Annotated in this window: 10 protein-coding genes; all 10 read left to right on the forward strand. The window is 65.7% G+C overall.

Features of this window, described 5'->3' with window-relative positions:
- The first annotated feature begins 247 nt into the window (after positions 1-247).
- Positions 248-5,689, forward strand: a complete 5,442-nt coding sequence (locus HKW67_RS05055; protein WP_171224354.1) for an AMP-binding protein — start codon at positions 248-250, stop codon at positions 5,687-5,689.
- On the forward strand, positions 5,689-9,441 hold the full coding sequence (locus HKW67_RS05060) for an SDR family NAD(P)-dependent oxidoreductase (protein ID WP_171227550.1): 3,753 nt from the start codon (positions 5,689-5,691) through the stop codon (positions 9,439-9,441). The genes HKW67_RS05055 and HKW67_RS05060 overlap by 1 nt, the downstream gene beginning before the upstream one ends.
- Positions 9,442-9,481: 40 nt before the next feature.
- Entirely contained in the window at positions 9,482-10,474 is a 993-nt protein-coding gene (locus HKW67_RS05065) for a M20/M25/M40 family metallo-hydrolase (RefSeq protein ID WP_171224355.1), read from the forward strand.
- Complete coding sequence (gene asd, locus HKW67_RS05070) at positions 10,471-11,547, forward strand: aspartate-semialdehyde dehydrogenase (protein WP_171224356.1); 1,077 nt, start codon at positions 10,471-10,473, stop codon at positions 11,545-11,547. Before HKW67_RS05065 ends, asd begins: the two co-directional genes overlap by 4 nt.
- Positions 11,544-12,899 carry a lysine-sensitive aspartokinase 3 gene (gene lysC, locus HKW67_RS05075; protein ID WP_171224357.1) on the forward strand — a complete coding sequence of 452 codons (1,356 nt, stop codon included), beginning with the start codon at positions 11,544-11,546 and terminating at the stop codon, positions 12,897-12,899. Before asd ends, lysC begins: the two co-directional genes overlap by 4 nt.
- Positions 12,896-13,642, forward strand: coding sequence for a 4-hydroxy-tetrahydrodipicolinate reductase (gene dapB / locus HKW67_RS05080; RefSeq protein WP_171224358.1), 747 nt, complete (start codon positions 12,896-12,898; stop codon positions 13,640-13,642). The genes lysC and dapB overlap by 4 nt, the downstream gene beginning before the upstream one ends.
- Before the next feature lie 20 nt (positions 13,643-13,662).
- Positions 13,663-14,553 carry a 4-hydroxy-tetrahydrodipicolinate synthase gene (gene dapA, locus HKW67_RS05085; RefSeq protein WP_171224359.1) on the forward strand — a complete coding sequence of 297 codons (891 nt, stop codon included), beginning with the start codon at positions 13,663-13,665 and terminating at the stop codon, positions 14,551-14,553.
- A 42-nt stretch (positions 14,554-14,595) separates the two neighbouring features.
- Positions 14,596-15,447, forward strand: a complete 852-nt coding sequence (locus HKW67_RS05090; RefSeq protein ID WP_171224360.1) for a 2,3,4,5-tetrahydropyridine-2,6-dicarboxylate N-succinyltransferase — start codon at positions 14,596-14,598, stop codon at positions 15,445-15,447.
- A 2-nt stretch (positions 15,448-15,449) separates the two neighbouring features.
- Positions 15,450-17,453: a 3-phosphoshikimate 1-carboxyvinyltransferase gene (gene aroA / locus HKW67_RS05095; RefSeq protein WP_171224361.1), complete on the forward strand. Its 2,004-nt coding sequence runs from the start codon at positions 15,450-15,452 to the stop codon at positions 17,451-17,453.
- A gap of 145 nt (positions 17,454-17,598) precedes the next feature.
- Positions 17,599-19,419: a 30S ribosomal protein S1 gene (locus HKW67_RS05100; RefSeq protein ID WP_230981121.1), complete on the forward strand. Its 1,821-nt coding sequence runs from the start codon at positions 17,599-17,601 to the stop codon at positions 19,417-19,419.
- Positions 19,420-19,516: the final 97 nt, after the last annotated feature.

Consider the following 19,516-nt stretch of genomic DNA (forward strand, 5'->3'; position numbering starts at 1 on the left):
AAGTCGCGGCGGGTATGCTGGCCGAAAATGATCGCGCGCTCAGTAGCGCGCGGCCAAGCGCCCGAGTCATTGTCGGCCAACCGCCATTTGCGTGGAATTCCTCGGTCACACAGTGTGTGACTGTGTCCGTTATCATCGACGCAACATCGTAGACCCGCCGACACCGTCCGTACGGTGACGGCGGAGTTTGCGTTGTGGCCGATGGTGGCGTGACGCCTCCGCGCCCCGCAGTACTCTGAGTGAAGCTATGTCGACCCTGCCATCGGTAGCGCCGCCGATCGCCGAGTGCAATCCGGTTCGATCACGAGCCGATTGGCAACGCATGTACGATGCGTCCCGCGCCGATCCCGGCGCGTTTCACGGCGACATCGCAGCCCAGCAGCTGCACTGGTTCGATCCCGCCCGGCGCGCTTGGCTGACGTGCGCGGCCGACGGGACATGGAATGGCTACGACGCGAGTACCGGCGAGCCAGTCGCATCCGACGCGCCGCGATCCTATCGGCCGTGGTCCCTCGCATTTGACGACCGCGAGCCGCCGTTCTACCGGTGGTTCGTTGGTGCGCGGACCAACGCCTGTTTTAATGAGGTCGATCGGCACGTGCTGTCGGGGCACGGCGATGAGACGGCGTTCCTGGTCGAGGGGGATCGCTGGGATCAATCCCGCGACCATGGGCGAGGGGCACCGGTCGTCGCGTGGCCGTGGACTCGGCGCGCGCTGCTCGTCGATGTCGCACGGTGCGCCATCGCCCTGCGTCAGTTGGGGCTCACGACGGGCGATCGAATCGCTCTCAACCTGCCGAACATCCCCGAGCAGATCGCCTGGACGGAAGCCGCGAAGCGCCTCGGCATCGTGTACACGCCGGTGTTCGGCGGCTTTTCTGACAAGACGCTGGCGGATCGTGTGTTCGACGCCGGTGCCCGGGTCGTCATCACGGCAGACGGTGGCTATCGCAACGCGCAGATCGTGCCGTTCAAGGCGGCCTTCACGGATCCCGCGCTGGAGCGCTACATCCCTGTCGCACGCGCTCTGGACGCCGTGCGAGTCGCGCTGGAGTCTATCGGTCTCAGCGCGGGCGATCGGTCGCGCGTGGTGGACGCGGCGGAGGCGGCGGTGCAGGGCGAGATCACCGTGGAACGCAGCGACATCATGCGCGGCGTCGGGCGCGCGCTGAGTACCCTCACCGAGAGTAGTTCGCTCTCGGCGACGGAGGCGAGTCGCGTGCGCACGACATTGGCACAAGCGCTGGTTGAGGTCGGCGCGGACGTGACGACGGTCATTGTAGTGCGCCACACGGGGCAGGCCGACGTGCCGTGGCGCGAGGGGCGCGATGTCTGGGCGCACGATCTTCTGGCAAAGGCTGATGCCGAACTCGTCGCGGGAGCGGCGCGAGCGGGAGTGCAGGTTGACTCGGGTGCGGCGCTGGCGAAGGTCGCGGATCTCGACTGCATCCGGGCCGTGTGGGAGGCGGTTCCGCCCGTGCCCGTCGACGCCGAGTTTCCGCTCTTCTTCATCTACACGTCCGGCTCGACGGGAAAGCCGAAGGGCGTCGTCCACGTCCATGGCGGGTACGTCGCTGGTGTCGCGTACACGATGCGGGTGGCGTTCGATGCGCGGCCGGGCGACGTGATGTACGTCGTAGCCGACCCCGGTTGGATCACGGGACAGAGCTACATGATATCGGCGGCGCTAACGACGCGCGTCACGTCGGTGCTGGCCGAAGGCGCGCCGGTGTTTCCGAGCGCAGGGCGTTTTGCGTCGATCATCGAACGATACGGCGTCACGATTTTCAAGGCCGGCGTCACGTTCCTGAAAGCGGTCATGACTGATCCGCAGAATGTGGAAGACGTGCGCCGCTACGACCTGTCATCGCTCCGGGTGTCGACGTTCTGTGCGGAGCCCGTCTCGCCGGCGGTGCAAGCCTTCGGCATGCAGCTGATGTGTCCGTGGTACATCAATTCATACTGGGCCACCGAACACGGCGGCCTGGTGTGGACACACTTTTTCGGCAATGCGGACTTTCCGTTGCGCGCCGACGCGCACACCTATCCGCTGCCGTGGATTCAGGGCGACGTGTGGGTTGCCGACGGCGACGCGGACAGCCGCGGACAAGCGGTTCCGCGCTCGGCGGCGGATGGCGAGCGCGGCGAGATCGTGATCGAGCAACCGTACCCGTATCTCGCCAGAACCATCTGGGGAGACGCCGCTGGCTTTGTCGTTCGCGACGGCTCGGTCGCGCCGACGTGGCGTGGCGATGCGGCGCGCTATCAGCAGACCTACTGGTCGCGCTGGCGTGATCGCTGGGCGTACACGCAGGGCGACGTCGCCATCCGTCACGCCGATGGCAGCTTCTCGTTGCACGGGCGCAGTGACGACGTGATCAACGTCTCGGGGCATCGTATGGGCACCGAGGAAATCGAAGGCGCCATTCTGCGGGACAAGCAGATGCACGCCCATTCGCCGGTGGGCAACGTGCTCGTGATCGGCGCACCGCACCGTGAGAAGGGGCTGACACCGCTGGCGTTCATCGTGCCCGCGCCGGGTCGACGACTCACGCTGGATGATCGGCGACGCCTGACCGAGATCGTACGGCAGGAGAAGGGCGCGGTGGCCGTCCCGGAGGAATTCCTCGAGATTCCGGCATTCCCTGAGACGCGCAGTGGGAAATACGTGCGACGCATGGTGCGCGCGCTGGTCGACGAACAGCCCTTAGGCGACACATCGACACTCCGCAATCCGGAAGTGATCCCGGAAATCGCCCGGGTGATCGAAGCATGGCGTGCACGACAGCGCATCTCCGAGGGCCAGCGTATTCTCTCCCTCTGGCGCTACTTCCGGGTACAGTACTACGACGTCAGCGACTCTGCGCGCATCGCGGTGGTTACGGTGACCAACGCGCCGGTGAATGCGCTCAATGAGCGCGCGCTCGATGAGCTCTGCACCGTGGTCGAGCACTTGCGTCGGCAAGACGAAGTGCGCGCCGTGGTCTTCACCGGCAGCGGTACGTCATCGTTCGTCGCGGGCGCCGACGTGCGGCAGCTGCTCGACGAGGTCGAGACGATCGAGGACGCGTTACCGCTGCCGAACGTGGCGCATCTCGCGTTCCGCATGATCGAGCAGATGCCCAAGCCCTGCATCGCCGCGATCAACGGCGTCGCGCTTGGCGGCGGACTCGAGTTCGCGTTGGCCTGTCACTATCGCGTTGCCGAGCCCACCGCGGTGTTCGGGCAGCCTGAAATTCGACTCAACCTGCTTCCGGGATACGGCGGGACACAGCGGCTTACGCGGCTGCTCGCCGATCGCGATGGCAACGAGGGATTTATCACCGCGATGGAGATCATCGGGGGCGGTCGGCAGTTCTCGGCGGCTGACGGCCTTGCCTGGGGCGTCGTCGATGAAGTGGTGGATGGTGCCACGGATGTGGTCTCGCGCGCGACCGCGTTGGCACGCGCCTTCATAACCGACGGCTCGAGCGTGCTGGCGCGACGCATGCCAAGCATCGCCGCGCGACGACTGGCATGGGAGAACCCCGGCCACCTCGACGTGGACGCCCTGCTTGCCCTCCCGCCGATCGCGCGACTGGCGGAGCAGTCTCAGCACGCCGGGCGCGGGCCGGCGATCGCGCGTGTGTTCGACGCGGTGCGGTGTGGCTGGCGCGACGGACTGATCGCGGGCCTCGCCCGCGAGGCGCGCCTGTTCGCCGAGGCCGTCGTTGATCCCGACGGCGGCAAGCGCGGTATTCAGGCGTTCTTCGACAAGCGCAGTGCGCCGCTGCCCACCCGTCGGCGACGGACGTTTGACGCAGACGAGCAGGCGGCGGCCATTGCCCAGGGCGAGTTGCTGCCGGTCGGCGCGCCGTTCTATCCGGGGTTCACGTCCATTCCGGCGTGGCAATACGGGCACGGCGTCATTCGCGACGAACAGACGGGAGCACCGGCGCACGGTCTCCCTCGTGATGCCGAGCGAGAGCTGGTCGTTCCCGTCGACCTGCCCGGCGCGAACGACGCGCTAGTGTACGTGCTGGCGTCCGAAGTGAACTTCAACGATATCTGGGCGATCACCGGCATCCCGGTCTCGCCGTTCGACAACCACGATCAGGACTGGCAGGTCACGGGATCGGGTGGCGTCGGACTCGTGGTAGCGCTCGGGGCGGAATCGAAACGCGAAGGGCGCCTACGGGTGGGGGATCTCGTGTCGATCTATTCGGGGCAGAGTGAGCTACTGTCACCGTTTGCCGCGCGCGATCCGATGTCCGCGGACTTCCGCATTCAGGGATACGAGTCACGCACGGGAAGCCATCAGCAGTTCTTGACGGTGCAGGCGCCGCAGCTGCATCCGGTTCCGACGGATTTGACCCTGGAAGCTGCCGGTTCGTACGTGCTGAATCTGGGGACGGTGGTGCGCGCGTTGTTCACCACGCTGCGAATCGAACGCGGCCGCACCATGTTCGTCGAAGGCGCGGCTACGGGCACCGGTCTCGAAGCGCTGAAGAGCGCCGTGCGACATGGATGCGCGGTCACAGGCATGGTGTCCACATCGGACCGCGCCGACACGATTCTCGCGAGCGGCGCACGCGGGAGCATCAATCGACGCGATGCGGCGCTTCAGTCGTGTTTCACACCGGTGCCGGATTCGGCGACGGAGATCAGCGAGTGGGAGCAGGATGGTGAGCCACTGCTCAACGCATTCCGTGCGCAACACGACGGACGGCTCGCCGACTACGTGGTGTCGCACGCGGGCGAGCTTTCCTTTCCTCGCTCGTTTCAGTTGCTCGCCGAAGGTGGGGCGCTCACGTTCTACGGCGCGTCATCCGGGTATCATTTTACGTTCGTCGGCAAGTCCGGCGCCGAGCCGCCGTCGCGCATGCTGGAGCGCGCCGCACTTCGGGCGGGTGAGGCGGTGCTCGTGTACTACGGCGTGGGTGACGCCTCGACGTCGTTGATTGATGACGCCGGGCTTGAAGCGATTGAAGCGGCCATATCGGCCGGCGCGCGCGTGTGCGTGGCAACGAGCACCGAGGCACAGCGCGAGTTCGTGCAATCGCTCGGCTTCGGCGACGGACTCCGCGGCATTCTCGCCATCGAAACGCTGGCACGTCGCGGTGTCGGTGACTTCGCGTGGCCACGCACCATGCCGCCGCTGCCGGATGTCCGCCGCGATGGAGCGGCGTTCCGGGAGTCCGTGCGCGCCTTTCAGGAGCAGACGCTCAAGCCGTTCGGGACGGCGGTCGGCAAGATTCTCCGGTCGGCGGACAATCCGAGGGGGGCACCCGCATTGATCGTCGAGCGCGCTGGCCATGATGCGCTCGCGGTGTCGACGTCGCTGGTGCAGCCGTTCACCGGCCGCGTGGTGTACTTCGAATCGATGCAGGGGCGACGCTACAGCTTCTACGCGCCCCAAGTCTGGACGAGGCAGCGCCGCATTCTGCTTCCAACCGCCAGCATTCTCGGCACGCATCTGTGCAACGCGTACGAGGTCGTCCGCATGAACGAACTGGTGGACGCGGGGCTGCTCGACGTCACCGCACCGACGATGGTGCCGTGGAACGATCTTGCGCAGGCACATCAGGCGATGTGGGACAATCAACACGCCGGTGCGACGTACGTGGTGAATCATGCGCTTCCCATGACTGGGTTGCGATCCGCTGATCAACTCTTTGAAGCCTGGGCAACTCAGGGGAGCCAGACGTGATGGCAAGTCGGGAAGACAGTGCAGCAGACGTGACTGGCACGCGCGAGCGCCGTCGCATCCCTCGAGGGCGGCTGGCGGGGAAAGTTGCCGTCGTCACGGGCGCGGCGGGCAACATCGGCACGGACATCACACGTCGATTCCTCGAAGAGGGCGCGACCGTCGTCATGACGGGGCGCGACAAGCGGAAACTTGAGGCGGCGCGGACCGCGCTCCGTGACGAGCTTCACGTCGCCGCCTCCCGTATCATCGTGCTGCCCATGGACGCGTCCGAGCCGGGTCAGGTGCGCAGCGGCCTCGCGCAGCTGTTCGAACGCGTCGGCCGCGTCGACGTCCTCGTCAACAATGCGGGCTCGGCAGGCCCCAAGTGTTCGATGATGGACTTGCCGTTCGTCGATGCGGAACTCGCGGAGCTTGCCGCTCGCGGCATCGTGGAGTCCGAGACCGTCGGAGCGGCGACGCGCAATCTCCTTGGCGTCTCGTGGAATCTTGTGCGCGCGTTGACGCCCCATCTGGAGTCCGGTGCCAGCATCATCAACGTGTCCACCATCTTCTCGCGCACACAGTACTATGGGCGGTCGGCGTACGTGGTGCCCAAGGCGGCGCTCAACGCACTCTCTCGCGGACTGGCGGCGCAGCTGGGTCCACGCGGCATCCGCGTGAACACCGTGTTCCCCGGTCCGATCGAGTCGCCGCGAATTCGTACGGTGTTCGCGGCGATGGATAGCCTTCGCGGAGTCGACGCGGGGACCACGGCAGTGGACTTCATGGGCCTTATGGCGCTCACGCGGAATCCGGCGCTCGACATCGCGGACAACGCGGCGCGGGCGGTCGCGACGACACCGGCACAACCGAAGGGGTTTCCGACGGTTCGCGACGTCGCCAACACCATCGTGTTTCTGGCCAGTGAGGACTCGGCGGCGATCAGCGGACACAACTTCGAGGTTACGCACGGCATGAGCGTGCGACAGGAGTCACGCAGCACGTGGGTGTCGCGCCCTGAGCTCCGCACCGTCGATGGAACTGGCGTGCAGATTCTGGTCGCGGCCGGCGATCAAGTGACGGACGCGCTGACCGTCGCGCGTGTGCAGGCCACCTGTGGTGCTCGCGTCCTTTTGACGTTGGGCACCGAGGAAGGCGTGCGCACCGCAAAGGATGCGCTCGGCGTCGATCCAATGGACGAACGCATTCGCGTCTTCCTGCTCGATCGCTCGCGTCCCGACACCGTCGAGCAATTCTTCGATGGTGTGCGATCGGCGGGCGAAGCGATCCAAGGGGCTATCCTCTTCCCGGCATTCGGTGCGTGGAGGTTCCGCGGAGACCTTGCCACCATCGCCGATGCGGACCTCGACGCCTTTCTGGACGGCGAGATTGTCGGCATGATGGCGCTGACGCGCGCCCTGTCGCGCTGGTGGCGAGAGGCGACGCCGGGGTCGGTCGCACCGCGCGTGGTGTTTCTCTCCAATGGCGACGATGGTGCGGGCAATGTGTACGCCGATGTGCTCCGCGCCGCGACCGAGGAGCTCTGCCGCGTCTGGCGCGACGAAGCGGAACAGCAGTATCGTGCCACCGCGCGGCCGGTCATCGAGTGGTCGAATCAGATTGTACGCTGGGGCAACCGAGACTCGGAGGAAGTTCCTTTCGCGGCGGGGCAGGCGGCCCGTCTGCTCTTCACGCGTCGTCGCATTCGACAAGTCAATCTCTACCTGCCGACCTCGATCGTAGAGGCGACGGGATCGCGGCGCGCCATCTTCGGATGGATGGAGTCGCTGATGGGACTGCATCTTGGTAAGGTCGCACTGATCACCGGCGGGTCGGCGGGCATCGGCGGTCAGCTGGGTCGGTTGTTGGCGATCTCCGGCGCGCGCGTGATGCTCGTCGCGCGACGACAGGATCAGCTGGAGGGTATGCGATCCGGCATCGTCCGCGAACTCGAGGACATCGGCTACTACGCGGCGCAAGATCGCGTGGCGATGCTCGCCGAAGTCGATGTCGCCAACGAGGCGTCCCTGCGCGCGGCGGTCGATGCGACGATCGCGCAGTTCGGTCGAATCGACTACTTGATCAACAACGCCGGCGTGGCTGGCGCCGAGCAGATGGTGGTCGACATGGACGTTGACGCCTGGCGCAACACGCTCACGGCGAATCTCGTCTCGAATTACTCGTTGATCGAGAAAGTGGTCCCGATCATGAAGCGTCAGGGCAGTGGGTACATCCTCAATGTCTCGTCGTATTTCGGTGGCGAAAAGTATGTGGCGGTGCCGTATCCGAACCGCGCCGATTACGCCGTCTCGAAGGCGGGACAGCGCGCTATCACCGAGAACTTCGCCCGTTTCGTTGGTCCGGAGATTCAGGTCAACGCCATCGCGCCGGGGCCCGTCGATGGTGACCGTTTGCGCGGCGTGGGTGGCAAGCCAGGCCTCTTTGAACGTCGTGGTCGACTCATCTTGGAGAGTCGCCGATTGAATGCGGTGTACGCGGCCGTGATCGAGGCCACGCGCAATGGAGCGGCGATCGGTGCCGTGCTGGATCTGCTGCGTGTGAATAGCGTACCTGCGCTGTCCGTCGAGCCGACGCTCCCGCCGCCCCTGCGCGCGTTATGCGAGTCGATCCTGCGTGGTGCGCGCGCGCGTGAGGACGAGGCGTCGAGCGGCGGCTACCTCATGCAGCGTTCGACCGCGTTGCGGCTCGTGAACCGGCTTCGACTCGGTGGGCATTTGTTGAAGGAGCCGGACAACGGGTCGCGATTCGCCGAGGCATGGCTCGAGGAATTCCCAGAACCGCCGCAGCCGTTTGTCGCGGCCAGCGACGTTGCGCGGGAAGCGAAGAAGATCGGCGACGGCGTGCTCAGCATGCTCCATCTTCGGAACATGCCCACGGAAGTCGAAGTGGCGCTGGCCACGGTGTTCTTCTTGAGTGACCGCGCCGTGAGTGGTGAAACGTTTCAGCCGTCCGGCGGGCTGCATCAGGAGCGCACGATCACGGAGCGCGAGCTGTTCGGCCGCGCGAAGCCTGAACGCGTGGCCCGCATGCAAGGTCAGACCATCTGGCTCATTGGCGAGTATCTGACCGCGCATCTCGCGCGTGCGGCGCGCTTGGCGCTCGAGCAGGGCCACGCCGGGCGCATCGTGCTGCTGACCCGGACGGTCGAAGCCGGACGCGAGGTGCAGCAGATGCTCCGGATCGTACTGGGCGCCGACCGGGTGGAATCGCTGGTCGTTGGTGGTGATCTGGAGGGCGGGATCGATCGGGCGCTCCAGCTGGCCGGTCCGCCCGCCGCCGTGGTGTCGACGCCATTCTCTCCACTGCCGTCTCGCCTGTTTCACGATGATGGATCGTCCTCCCTCGATGCGGCCGGGTTCGCGGACCTCGTCGAGCAGCACCTGACGCACCACTTCCGCGTGGCGCGGAAAGTGTCGCTGATGGATGACGTGCGCTTGGTGCTCGTCTCGCCCGACGTTCCGATCCGGCCCACCCACGCCGAATTCGCGCTCGCGAACTTCGTCAAGACGACCCTTCATGCCCTGACCGCTACGCTGGGCGTGGAGAACGAGCGACTGGTACACAACGTGCCGGTCAATCAGATCAACCTGACCCGCCGCGTGCGTTCGGAGGAACCGCGTGACCCGGTGGAACAGGCGGAAGAACAGGAGCGGTTCGCCCACGCCGTCCTTTTGGCCAGCGCGCCACTGCCCGAGGCCGCGGACAGCCGGTATAAGGCCCGGCTCTATCGCGGGTTGGCGATTACGGTCTAGCGTCTGTCGTTGACGGCGTCCGTCTTGGTATCTTGCGGCCATGACTGACGTCGTCGCGCTCGCAACCGAACTGCTGTCCATCGACTCCACCACGGGCCGTGAAAAGGACGTGGTGGATGCCGTCGCCCGCTGGCTCGTCGCCCACGGCTGGAACGTCAGCCTCCAGGAGGTCGAGCCAGGTCGCTCCAACGTGTGGGGTACGCGGCGCGGTGGCGGCGTGACCCTCTCTACACATCTTGATACCGTCCCGCCATTCCTCGAACCCCGACTCGAGGGCGGTCGCTTGTATGGGCGCGGCGCCTGCGATGCCAAGGGCATAGCGGCGGCCATGATGGTGGCGGCGCAGCGATTGGTCGACTCCGGTGAAGATCGGATCGACCTCTTGTTCGTGGTCGGCGAAGAGAAGGGCTCGCCAGGCGCGCGTGCCGCGAACCGGCTCAATCCCACCAGCCGCTTCCTGGTGAACGGCGAGCCCACCGAGAGCAAGCTGGCCTCCGGATGCAAAGGCGCTCAGCGGGTCATCGTGCGCGTGCGGGGCAGAGAAGCGCACTCGGCGTACGCCCATCTCGGTCGCAGCGCGCTTGATCCGCTCCTCGATCTATTGCCCAAGCTCCGCACGTTGTCGCTGCCGATCGACCCGATTCTCGGCGCCACGACGTACAACATCGGCGTGCTCCGCGCGGGCTCCGAAGCGAACATCGTGCCCGGGTTGGCTGAAGCGGAGATCATGATCCGGCTGGTCGGTGACATTGCGCCGGTGAAGGCGGCATTTACCGCGTGGGCGGGTGACCAGGTCGAGCTGATCTGGGGATCGCATATTCCGGCGCAGCACTTTCAGGTGCTCAACGGGTTCGAGGTGGAGCCCGTTGCGTACACCAGTGACATCCCGCTGCTCGATCGCTGGGGGACGCCGCTGCTTTTCGGGCCTGGATCCATCCATGTCGCGCATACGCCACTCGAGTACATCGACGTCGGCGAACTCGAAGCGTCGGTCGACGCTTACGAACGAATCGTTCGCACCCTACTCGCATGACTGCTCCCACCCATCGCTGGCCGGTCGCCGTTCTCGGCGCTACCGGCGCCGTCGGCCAGGCGTTTATCCGCCTGCTCGAAGGACACCCGTGGTTCGATCTGGTCGAAGTCGCTGCTTCTGAGCGCAGCGCCGGCAAGTCGTACGCGTCTGCGACCCGATGGCTCGAAGGCGCCCTGCCGTCGGCCGTCGCGGCGCTCGAGGTGAAAGCGTGCACGCCGGAGCAGGTGAAAGCGCCGATTGTCTTTTCCGCGCTCGACTCGTCGGTCGCTGGTGAGGTGGAGGCTGCCTTTGCGGCCGCGGGGCGGCTCGTGCTCAGCAACGCGAAGAACTACCGGATGGAATCCGACGTGCCGCTCGTGATTCCCGAAGTGAACGGGGATCACCTGGCGCTGCTCACCCAACAGCGGGCGAATCGTGGATGGCCAGGCGGCATCGTCACGAATGCGAACTGCGCCGTGACCGTCGCCGCGATGGCGCTCGCGCCGTTGCACACCGCGTTCGGCGTCACGAAGGTCTTCATCACCACCATGCAGGCGGTGTCCGGCGCGGGCTATCCGGGCGTGCCGTCCCTCGACATCCTCGGTAACGTCATTCCGTACATCGGCGACGAGGAGCCGAAGATCGAAACCGAGCTCGTGAAGCTGCTCGGCACCTACAACGGCGAGACGATCGTCGCGGCGCCCATCGTCACGAGTGCGCACGCCAATCGCGTCGCGGTCGAACACGGGCACACGGTCTGCATGTCGGTGGCCTTCGAACGGGCACCGACGCCGGATCAAGCCCTCGAAACTTTGCGCGCGTGGAAGGGCTTCGCTGCCGTGCAGGGATTGCCGTCGGCGCCGGTGCCGGCACTCGTCGTTCGTGACGAGTTGGATCGGCCGCAAGCGCGTCGTGACGTGAACGCCGGCAACGGCATGGCCGTGACCATTGGCCGCGTCCGCGCCGACAATCTGTTCGATCTGCGGCTGGTTGCGATGGCGCACAACGTGGTGCGTGGCGCGGCAGGCGGCTCGATTCTGAACGCCGAACTGCTGGTCGCCACCGGACAGCTCGACGGATTGGCCGCCTCGTGATCGTTGCAAAGTTCGGCGGCACTTCGGTGGCCGATGCCGCCGCGATCAACCGTGTGGTCGACGTCATCGTCAACAAGCAGGCCAGTGGTCCGGTGGTCGTGGTCTCGGCGCTGGGCGGCGCTACCAACGTCCTACTCGATCTCGCGCACAAGGCGGCGGCCGGTGAGTTGCTTGCCGCGCTGCAGATGGTCGAGCAGCTGCGCGATCGCCATCTTCGCGAAGTGCATGCGCTGCTCGGCAGCGCACCGGAAGCCGACGAGCTCGCCCTCGAGATCAGTGCGAGCTTCGATGAGCTGGCGCATTTGGCGGAAGCGTTCCGAACGCTCGGGTATCTTACGCCGCGTTCACTCGACACTGTCGCGGCGCTCGGCGAGTTGCTGTCGTCGCAGATCGTCGCCGCGGCTTTCCGGCATCGTGGGTATCCCGCCGTGTGGATCGATGCACGCGACGTGATGAAGACGAACGATTTCTTTACGCGCGCCGAGCCCGATGTCGACGCCATCGCGCTCGCGTCACAGGAGCACCTGCTGCCGCTGCTACAGCAGGGGAAGATTCCCGTGCTCGGTGGTTTCGTTGGCTCCGCGCCGGGGCGCGTCACCACGACACTTGGCCGCGGCGGATCGGACTATTCGGCTTCGCTGATCGGGGCGGCCATTGACGCCACGGCCATCGAGATCTGGACGGACGTGGACGGCATGCTCACGGCCGATCCCCGGGTGATCCCGGGCGCGCAACTGATTGAACGCATCAGCTTCGACGAGGCGGCCGAACTCGCCGCGTTCGGCGCGAAGGTGCTGCATCCGGCCACGATTGCGCCGGCGGTCCAGCGTGGCATCCCGGTCTTCGTGTTCAACTCGCGTAAGCCGGACGGAAAGGGCACCATGATCGCGTTCGACGCGCCCCGCCTTCCGGTTCGAGCGATCGCCGGCAAGCGCAGCACCACGCTCGTGAAGTTGCGTTCCTCGCGCATGCTGTTGGCGCCCGGCTTCCTGCGACGCGTGTTCGAGGTGTTCGAAACGCATCGCACGTCCGTCGACGTGGTGACGACGTCGGAAGTCTCGGTGTCGGTCACACTCGACGATGCCACCAACCTCGGTGCGATTCTGCAGGATCTCGCGGCCTTCGGAGATGTGGCGGTGGAACGTCGCAGCGGAATCGTGGCGATCGTCGGTGCGGGCATTGCCGACGGCAGCCGGGCGATCGCCGACGCGCTGATCGCCCTCGGTCCGATTCCGGTCTATATGGCGTCGCTGAGCGCCACCGGTATCAACTTCACGCTCGTGATCGATGACGAGCAGGTCGTGCCGGCGATGCAGCGTCTGCACGCCGCATTCTTCGAGCACGCCTCGTGAGCGCCGCACCAACAAACGGCGCACCGTCCGTCGGTCTGCCCGTGCGCGTTGCCCTCATCGGCATGGGGCGCATGGGGCGCGCGCTCGACGCGCTGGCCCCCGAGCGCGGCTGCGAAGTCGTCGCCCGTCTCGATGCGGCCGAGATGACCAACGGAATTACGGCCGCCGATCTGCGCGGCGCGCAGGTGGCGATCGAGTTCACCACGCCGGAGTCGTCGGTGGCCAACGCCATCTTGCTACTTCACGCGGGGTGCCCCGTGGTCATCGGCACCACCGGCTGGTCCGCGCAGCTGCCGGCGATCGAGGCGGCGGCGCGTGATGCACAGTGTGCGGCCCTGTGGTCGCCGAACTTCAGTATCGGCGTACAGCTCTTCCTCGCGATGGCGGAAGACGCGGCCAAGCGTGCGCGAGAGGTCTCCGGCTTCGACGCACACGTGATCGAGACGCATCACATCGCGAAGCTCGATGCGCCGTCGGGAACCGGCATCGCGATCGCCGATCGACTGCGCGACGGGCTGGGGCGCGATGTCCCGATCACCAGTGTGCGCACCGGCTCGGTGCCGGGTACGCACGAGATCATCTTCGACGCCCCGTTCGAGCAAATTCGTCTCGTTCACGAGGCGCGCGATCGGCGCGTGTTTGCCGACGGTGCGCTCACGGCAGCCCGGTGGCTCGCGGCCGCGCGCGCGCCCGGGGTGTACACGATGCGTGACGTCCTGGCATCGAGCCAGGCGATTTCCTGACCTCTCAGCGCGGAACGACGATGGCGCAGCGACTCTTCGGGTGCGGTACCGCACTCGTCACGCCATTCATGGCGGATGGTTCCATCGACGAAGTTGCCCTTCGGGCATTCGTGGAGTGGCAGGTGACGGAAGGCGTGCACATGGTGATCCCGTGCGGCTCCACGGGTGAGGCCGTCACGCTGGCGCCGGCGGAGCATCGTCGCGTCGTCGAGATCACCGTCGAGCAGGTCAACGGGCGCGTGCCGGTGATCGCCGGCGCCGGATCGAACGACACACAACGCGCGATCGCGACGTCGCGCGAGATGAAGGCGATCGGGGCCACGCACCTGCTGCACGTCACGCCGATGTACAACAAGCCGCCGCAGCGCGCGATGATCGCGCACTTCCGCGCCATCGCCGACGCCTGCGACCTGCCGATCGTCATCTACAACGTTCCTGGCCGCACGGCGATCAATCTCGAAGCCCGTAGCTGCCTCGAACTGGCGGCTGACCCGCGTTTTGTCGCGGTGAAGGAAGCGTCGGGTAACCTGGCACAAATCACGCACATCTTGCGAGAGCGCCCGGAGCACTTCGCCGTTCTGTCGGGTGACGACGGGTTCACGCTCAGCGTCATGGCGCATGGCGGCGACGGCGTTATTTCGGTGATTTCGAATGTGGTACCGGCATTGATGTCGGCACTCTGCGACGCGATGGCGCGCGGCGATCTCACCGAAGCACGGCGTCTCGATGCCGTGTTGGCGCCGGTGGCGCACGCCGCCTTCATCGAGTCGAATCCCATGCCGGCGAAAGCGATGCTCGCGATGATGGGACGCATGCGCGAGGACCTGCGCCTGCCGTTGGTTCCGATGCTCGCGGCACACCATCCGCTGGTGCGCTCGGCGCTGGTGCAGGCCGGCGCACTCGCGTCGTAACGATACGTTCGACGATTTTCACTTCCACTCGATTCTGCTCTCATGGCTTTCTCGCTGACCGATCTCGAAACGCGCTTCAACGACCCGCAGCTGCTCGATGGCGGCGTGGCCCTTCCGTCCGACGCGCAGAACTTGTTCGATCACGCGTTGGCGTTGCTCGAGCGCGGTGAGATTCGCGCGGCCCGTCGCGATGCGGATGGCACATGGCACGCGGTGCCGTGGGTGAAGCGTGCCATTCTGTTGGGCTTCCGCATCGGTCGCGTGGTGGAGATGCCTTCACATGCGCCGTTTCACTTTTTCGACAAGCACACGTTTCCCACGCGTGAGTTCCGGTTGGAGAATCAGGTGCGGATCGTTCCCGGTGGGTCCACCGTGCGTCGTGGTGCGTATCTCGCGCCGAACGTCGTCTGCATGCCGCCGATGTACATCAACGTCGGGGCGTATGTCGGTCGCGGTACGATGGTCGATTCGCATGCCTTGGTCGGCTCATGCGCGCAGATTGGCGAGCGGGTGCATCTGAGTGCCGCGGCGCAGATCGGCGGCGTGCTCGAGCCGATCAATGCCTCGCCGGTCATCATCGAGGACGATGTCATCGTCGGTGGGAACTGCGGCGTGTACGAAGGCACGGTAGTGCGGGCGAAGGCCGTCTTGGGCGCTGGCGTGATTCTCACGCGCGGCACGCCGGTGTACGATCTCGTGAAGGAAACGGTGCATCGCGCCACTGCCGATCAGCCGCTCATCATTCCTGAGGGCGCCGTGGTCGTACCCGGGGCGCGTCGCGTCAGCTCGGCGTTCGGCGAAGCGCAGGGGCTGTCGCTGCAGACGCCGGTGATCGTGAAGTACCGCGATGACAAGACCGATGCCGCGACCGCCCTTGAGGCGTGGTTGCGGTGAGCATGGCCCGCTCGCCGTTGGCGGTGCGCGGTGTCATCCGCGCGCCAGGTGATAAGTCGATCAGTCATCGGTCGCTGATCTTTGCCGCCATGGCGAGCGGCCCCACGCGCATTCGTGACATCCTCGCGTCGGCCGACGTGCACGCCACGGCGGGTGCGCTCCGCGCCATGGGGGCTGACATCCCGGCCCTCAGCGACGACTTCGTGGTGAACGGACGCGGTGTTGCGTCGCTGCATTCACCTGTGTCGCCGCTCGACTGCGGCAATAGCGGTACCACGACGCGTTTGATCGCCGGACTCGTGGCCGGTCTCGCCGGTCGCGCGGCCCGCTTCGAGGGGGACGCAAGCCTCTCTCGTCGTCCGATGCGCCGGATCGCCGCTCCGCTTACGCAGATGGGCGCGCGCATCGACTTCGAAGGCGCGACCGGACACGATGGACTACCGATGCGCGTGCATGGCATGCCGCTTTCGGCGATCACCTTCGTAAACACGCATGCGAGCGCGCAAGTAAAAGGGGCATTGATGCTTGCCGGACTGGCGTCGGGGTCGGGCGTTACGGTGCAGGAGCCGCAGCGCTCGCGTGATCACACCGAACGCATGCTGATCGCGCGTGGCGTGCAGCTGACCGTGTCCGACGACGGTGTGCTCCTCCCTCCGGCGCAGACACTCAATGCGGTCGATGTCGTGGTCCCGTCCGATCCGTCGTCGGCGACGTTCTTTGTCGCGCTGGCTGCGCTGGCCGACGAGGGCGAGATACGCCTCGAGAATGTGTGCCTCAACCCGACTCGCACCGGCGCCTTCGACGTCCTGCGGCGCATGGGCGTGCGCATCGACGTGGAGGATGAACGCACGATCGGTGGCGAAGTGATCGGGACGCTCGTGGTCTTTCCGGCGTCCCTGCAGGCGACGTCGATCGGCGGTGCGGAGATTCCGCGCTGTATCGACGAGTTGCCGATGATCGCCTGCGTCGCGGCGCGGGCCGTGGGTGAAACGCGCATTACCGACGCCGGTGAGCTGCGTGTGAAGGAGAGTGATCGCATTCGTGCGGTCGTTGAGAACTTGCGGCGACTTGGCGTGGACGCCGAGGAGCTCCCCGACGGTATGCGCATCATCGGGTCGAACGCGTCGTTGTCCGGGCACGTCGTCACGCATGGCGATCACCGGCTGGCCATGGCCTTCGGCATTCTCGGCGCGCTCCCGGGAAATCGCATCACGATCGACGATCCGGGTTGTGTGTCGGTGTCATATCCCGCTTTTTGGCGTGATCTCGCGCAGGCCGTTGGTCCGGCCACTCAGAGCTCCGCTAACGCCCCGGCCATCGCTAACGGCCCGAAGCCGTTGGTCATCGCTATCGACGGGCCCGCAGCCAGCGGCAAGAGTTCGACGGCCCAGTGGGTCGCTCAGCTTCTGAACGTGCACCACGTCGATTCCGGGGCCTTTTACCGTGCGATCACCCTTCTGGCGCTCGGCACCGGCGTTGCCCCGGAGCTGTGGACGTCGCAAGCGGTGCTGGCAGAGGCCCACCGGATCACCTGGCGCCTGACCGAGCGCTCGGTGCTGCCCTTGGTCGACGGCGCCGAGCATGACGAAGCGATGCGTGACGCGCCAGTCACCCGGCAGGTGTCACGCGTCGCGCAGATGGCGGCCGTTCGTCACTGGGTCAACGATCAGGTCCGGGCGGCCGGTGCGGCTACGGATGTCGTCGTCGATGGTCGGGATATCGGGACGGCCGTGTTCCCAACCGCGGCGCTCAAGGTGTTTCTGGTCGCCGATCCCTGGGAGCGCGCGCGACGCCGGCTGATCCAGCGGCTTGGCCGTCGGCCGAACGACGCGGAGATCGCCGAGGAAACCGAGGCGTTGGTGGCCCGTGACGCCCTCGACGCCGCCCAGAGCGCCCCCGCGCGGGATGCCATCACGATCGACACCACGACGGTGACGCAGGAAGAGCAGGTGGAGCGGATCGTGGCGCTGGCCAAGGCCACGCGGGACCGGATCCGCGGGCACTGAGCTCGCGGTCGCGGTGAGACGGATAAGGACCCCCATTGCCGCGGGGGCTTGATCCCTCTACGTTTCTGGGTTCCCGCTGTTAATCCGTTCCACCCTCATCTCGGCGCGGCGAGTGCAGTTCCGCGATTCGGAGATACCCACAAGTATGAGCACTGAACTGAGCCCTGAGCTCGCCGCCGAGCTGAACGCCGCCCTCAACGCGGACATGGACGAGCTCGACGCGGAGCCGGCGCACAACAAGCTCACGGCGCGCGAAAAGCGCGACCTGCAGAAGAGCCAGCTTCGCCCGCTTGCGAACCGTCGCCCGGAACTCTACGAAGAAGACGAGTTCTCGTCCGACGAGTATGAGCGGATGCTGGAGCTGTACAACGGCACGCTGGCGTCGATCGAAGAAGGTGAGATTGTCAAGGCGCACGTTCTTGAGATTCGCGAGAACCTGGTCGTCCTGGATATCGGCTTCAAGTCCGAAGGGACGATCCCGCTCGAAGAGTTCAAGGACATGCCCGACCTCAAGGTCGGCGACGAAGTCGAAGTGCTCCTCGAGCACCTCGAGGACCAGGAAGGCTCTGTCGTCCTGTCCAAGAAGAAGGCCGACTTCATGCGCGTGTGGGAGCGCATCCGCGTGGCCTACGAAAGCGACATGCCGGTTGAAGGCACGCTCGTCAAGAAGATCAAGGGCGGCGTGGTCGTCGACCTCATGGGCGTCGATGCGTTCCTGCCGGGTTCGCAGATCGCGCTCCGTCGTGTGCCGAACATCGACGAACTGCTCGGTCACAAGTACGAGTTCAAGATCATCAAGCTCAACAAGCGTCGCCGCAACATCGTGGTGTCGCGTCGTGTGATCCTCGAGCAGGAACGCGCCGGCAAGCGCGAAAAGCTCATGAAGGAACTCTCGAAGGATCAGGTGCGGAAGGGCGTCGTCAAAAACATCACGGACTTCGGTGCATTCATCGATCTCGGTGGCGTGGACGGCCTGCTGCATATCACCGACATGTCGTGGGGCCGTATCTCGCATCCGAGCGAGATGGTTCAGATCGGCATGGAGCTCGAGATCAAGGTCCTGGATATCGATTGGGAGCGCGAGCGCATTTCGCTCGGCCTCAAGCAGCTCCAGAGCTACCCGTGGAAGGACGTGGCGGCCAAGTACCCGGTCGGCACTCGCGTGAACGGCAAGGTCGTGTCGATCACGAACTACGGCGCGTTCATCGAGCTCGAGCCGGGCATCGAAGGCCTCGTCCATATCTCCGAAATGAGCTGGACGCGCAACGTTCGCCACCCGTCGAAGATCGTGTCGATCGGCGAAGCGATCGAGGCGGTGGTGCTCAAGGTCGACGAGACCGAAGAGAAGATTTCGCTGGGTATGAAGCAGACCGAGCAGGATCCGTGGGTGATTCTGCCGCTCAAGTACCCGGTCGGCACGCGCATCAACGGCAAGGTCCGCAACCTGACCTCGTTCGGCGCGTTCGTCGAAATCGAGCCGGGCATCGACGGCCTCATTCACATCTCCGATATGTCCTGGACCAAGCGCGTCCAGCATCCGTCGGAAGTCGTGAAGAAGGGCGACGCGGTAGACGTGGTGATCCTCAACATCGACAGCGAAAACAAGCGCATCTCGCTTGGCCTCAAGCAGGCCGAGGAAGATCCGTGGCTTCGCATCGGTGAGACGTATCCGGTCGGCACCGAGCTTCCGGGCAAGGTTGTCCGCCTGATGGACAAGGGCGTGGTCGTCGATCTCGGCAACGACATCGAAGGTTTCGTTCCGGTGAGCCAGCTCAACCCCGAAGGCACGGTCACGAACCCGGCCGACTTCGCGTGGGAAACGATGAACCTGGTGATGCGCGTGTTGGAGGTGGATCCCATCCATCGCCGTATCGTGCTCGCCGTGACGTCAGTCCCGGAAGAGCAGCCGCCCAAGCCGGCCGAGCCGAGCAAGGTGCATAGCTCCGAAGACGAGATCGGACTGTAAGCCGCACGCGGTGAGTAGAACGACAAAGGCCCCGGCAGAGATGCCGGGGCCTTTGTGTATGCGGGAGATCGACGGTGCGGGATGCAGAAAACCCCGC

The organism is Gemmatimonas groenlandica (genome assembly GCF_013004105.1).
GTDB lineage: Bacteria > Gemmatimonadota > Gemmatimonadetes > Gemmatimonadales > Gemmatimonadaceae > Gemmatimonas > Gemmatimonas groenlandica.

Coding starts and splice junctions, on each gene's coding strand:
- HKW67_RS05055 (WP_171224354.1), top strand. CDS start 248: ATGTCGACCCTGCCATCGGTAGCGCCGCCGATCGCCGAGTGCAATCCG.
- HKW67_RS05060 (WP_171227550.1), top strand. CDS start 5,689: ATGGCAAGTCGGGAAGACAGTGCAGCAGACGTGACTGGCACGCGCGAG.
- HKW67_RS05065 (WP_171224355.1), top strand. CDS start 9,482: ATGACTGACGTCGTCGCGCTCGCAACCGAACTGCTGTCCATCGACTCC.
- asd (WP_171224356.1), top strand. CDS start 10,471: ATGACTGCTCCCACCCATCGCTGGCCGGTCGCCGTTCTCGGCGCTACC.
- dapA (WP_171224359.1), top strand. CDS start 13,663: ATGGCGCAGCGACTCTTCGGGTGCGGTACCGCACTCGTCACGCCATTC.
- HKW67_RS05090 (WP_171224360.1), top strand. CDS start 14,596: ATGGCTTTCTCGCTGACCGATCTCGAAACGCGCTTCAACGACCCGCAG.
- aroA (WP_171224361.1), top strand. CDS start 15,450: ATGGCCCGCTCGCCGTTGGCGGTGCGCGGTGTCATCCGCGCGCCAGGT.
- HKW67_RS05100 (WP_230981121.1), top strand. CDS start 17,599: ATGAGCACTGAACTGAGCCCTGAGCTCGCCGCCGAGCTGAACGCCGCC.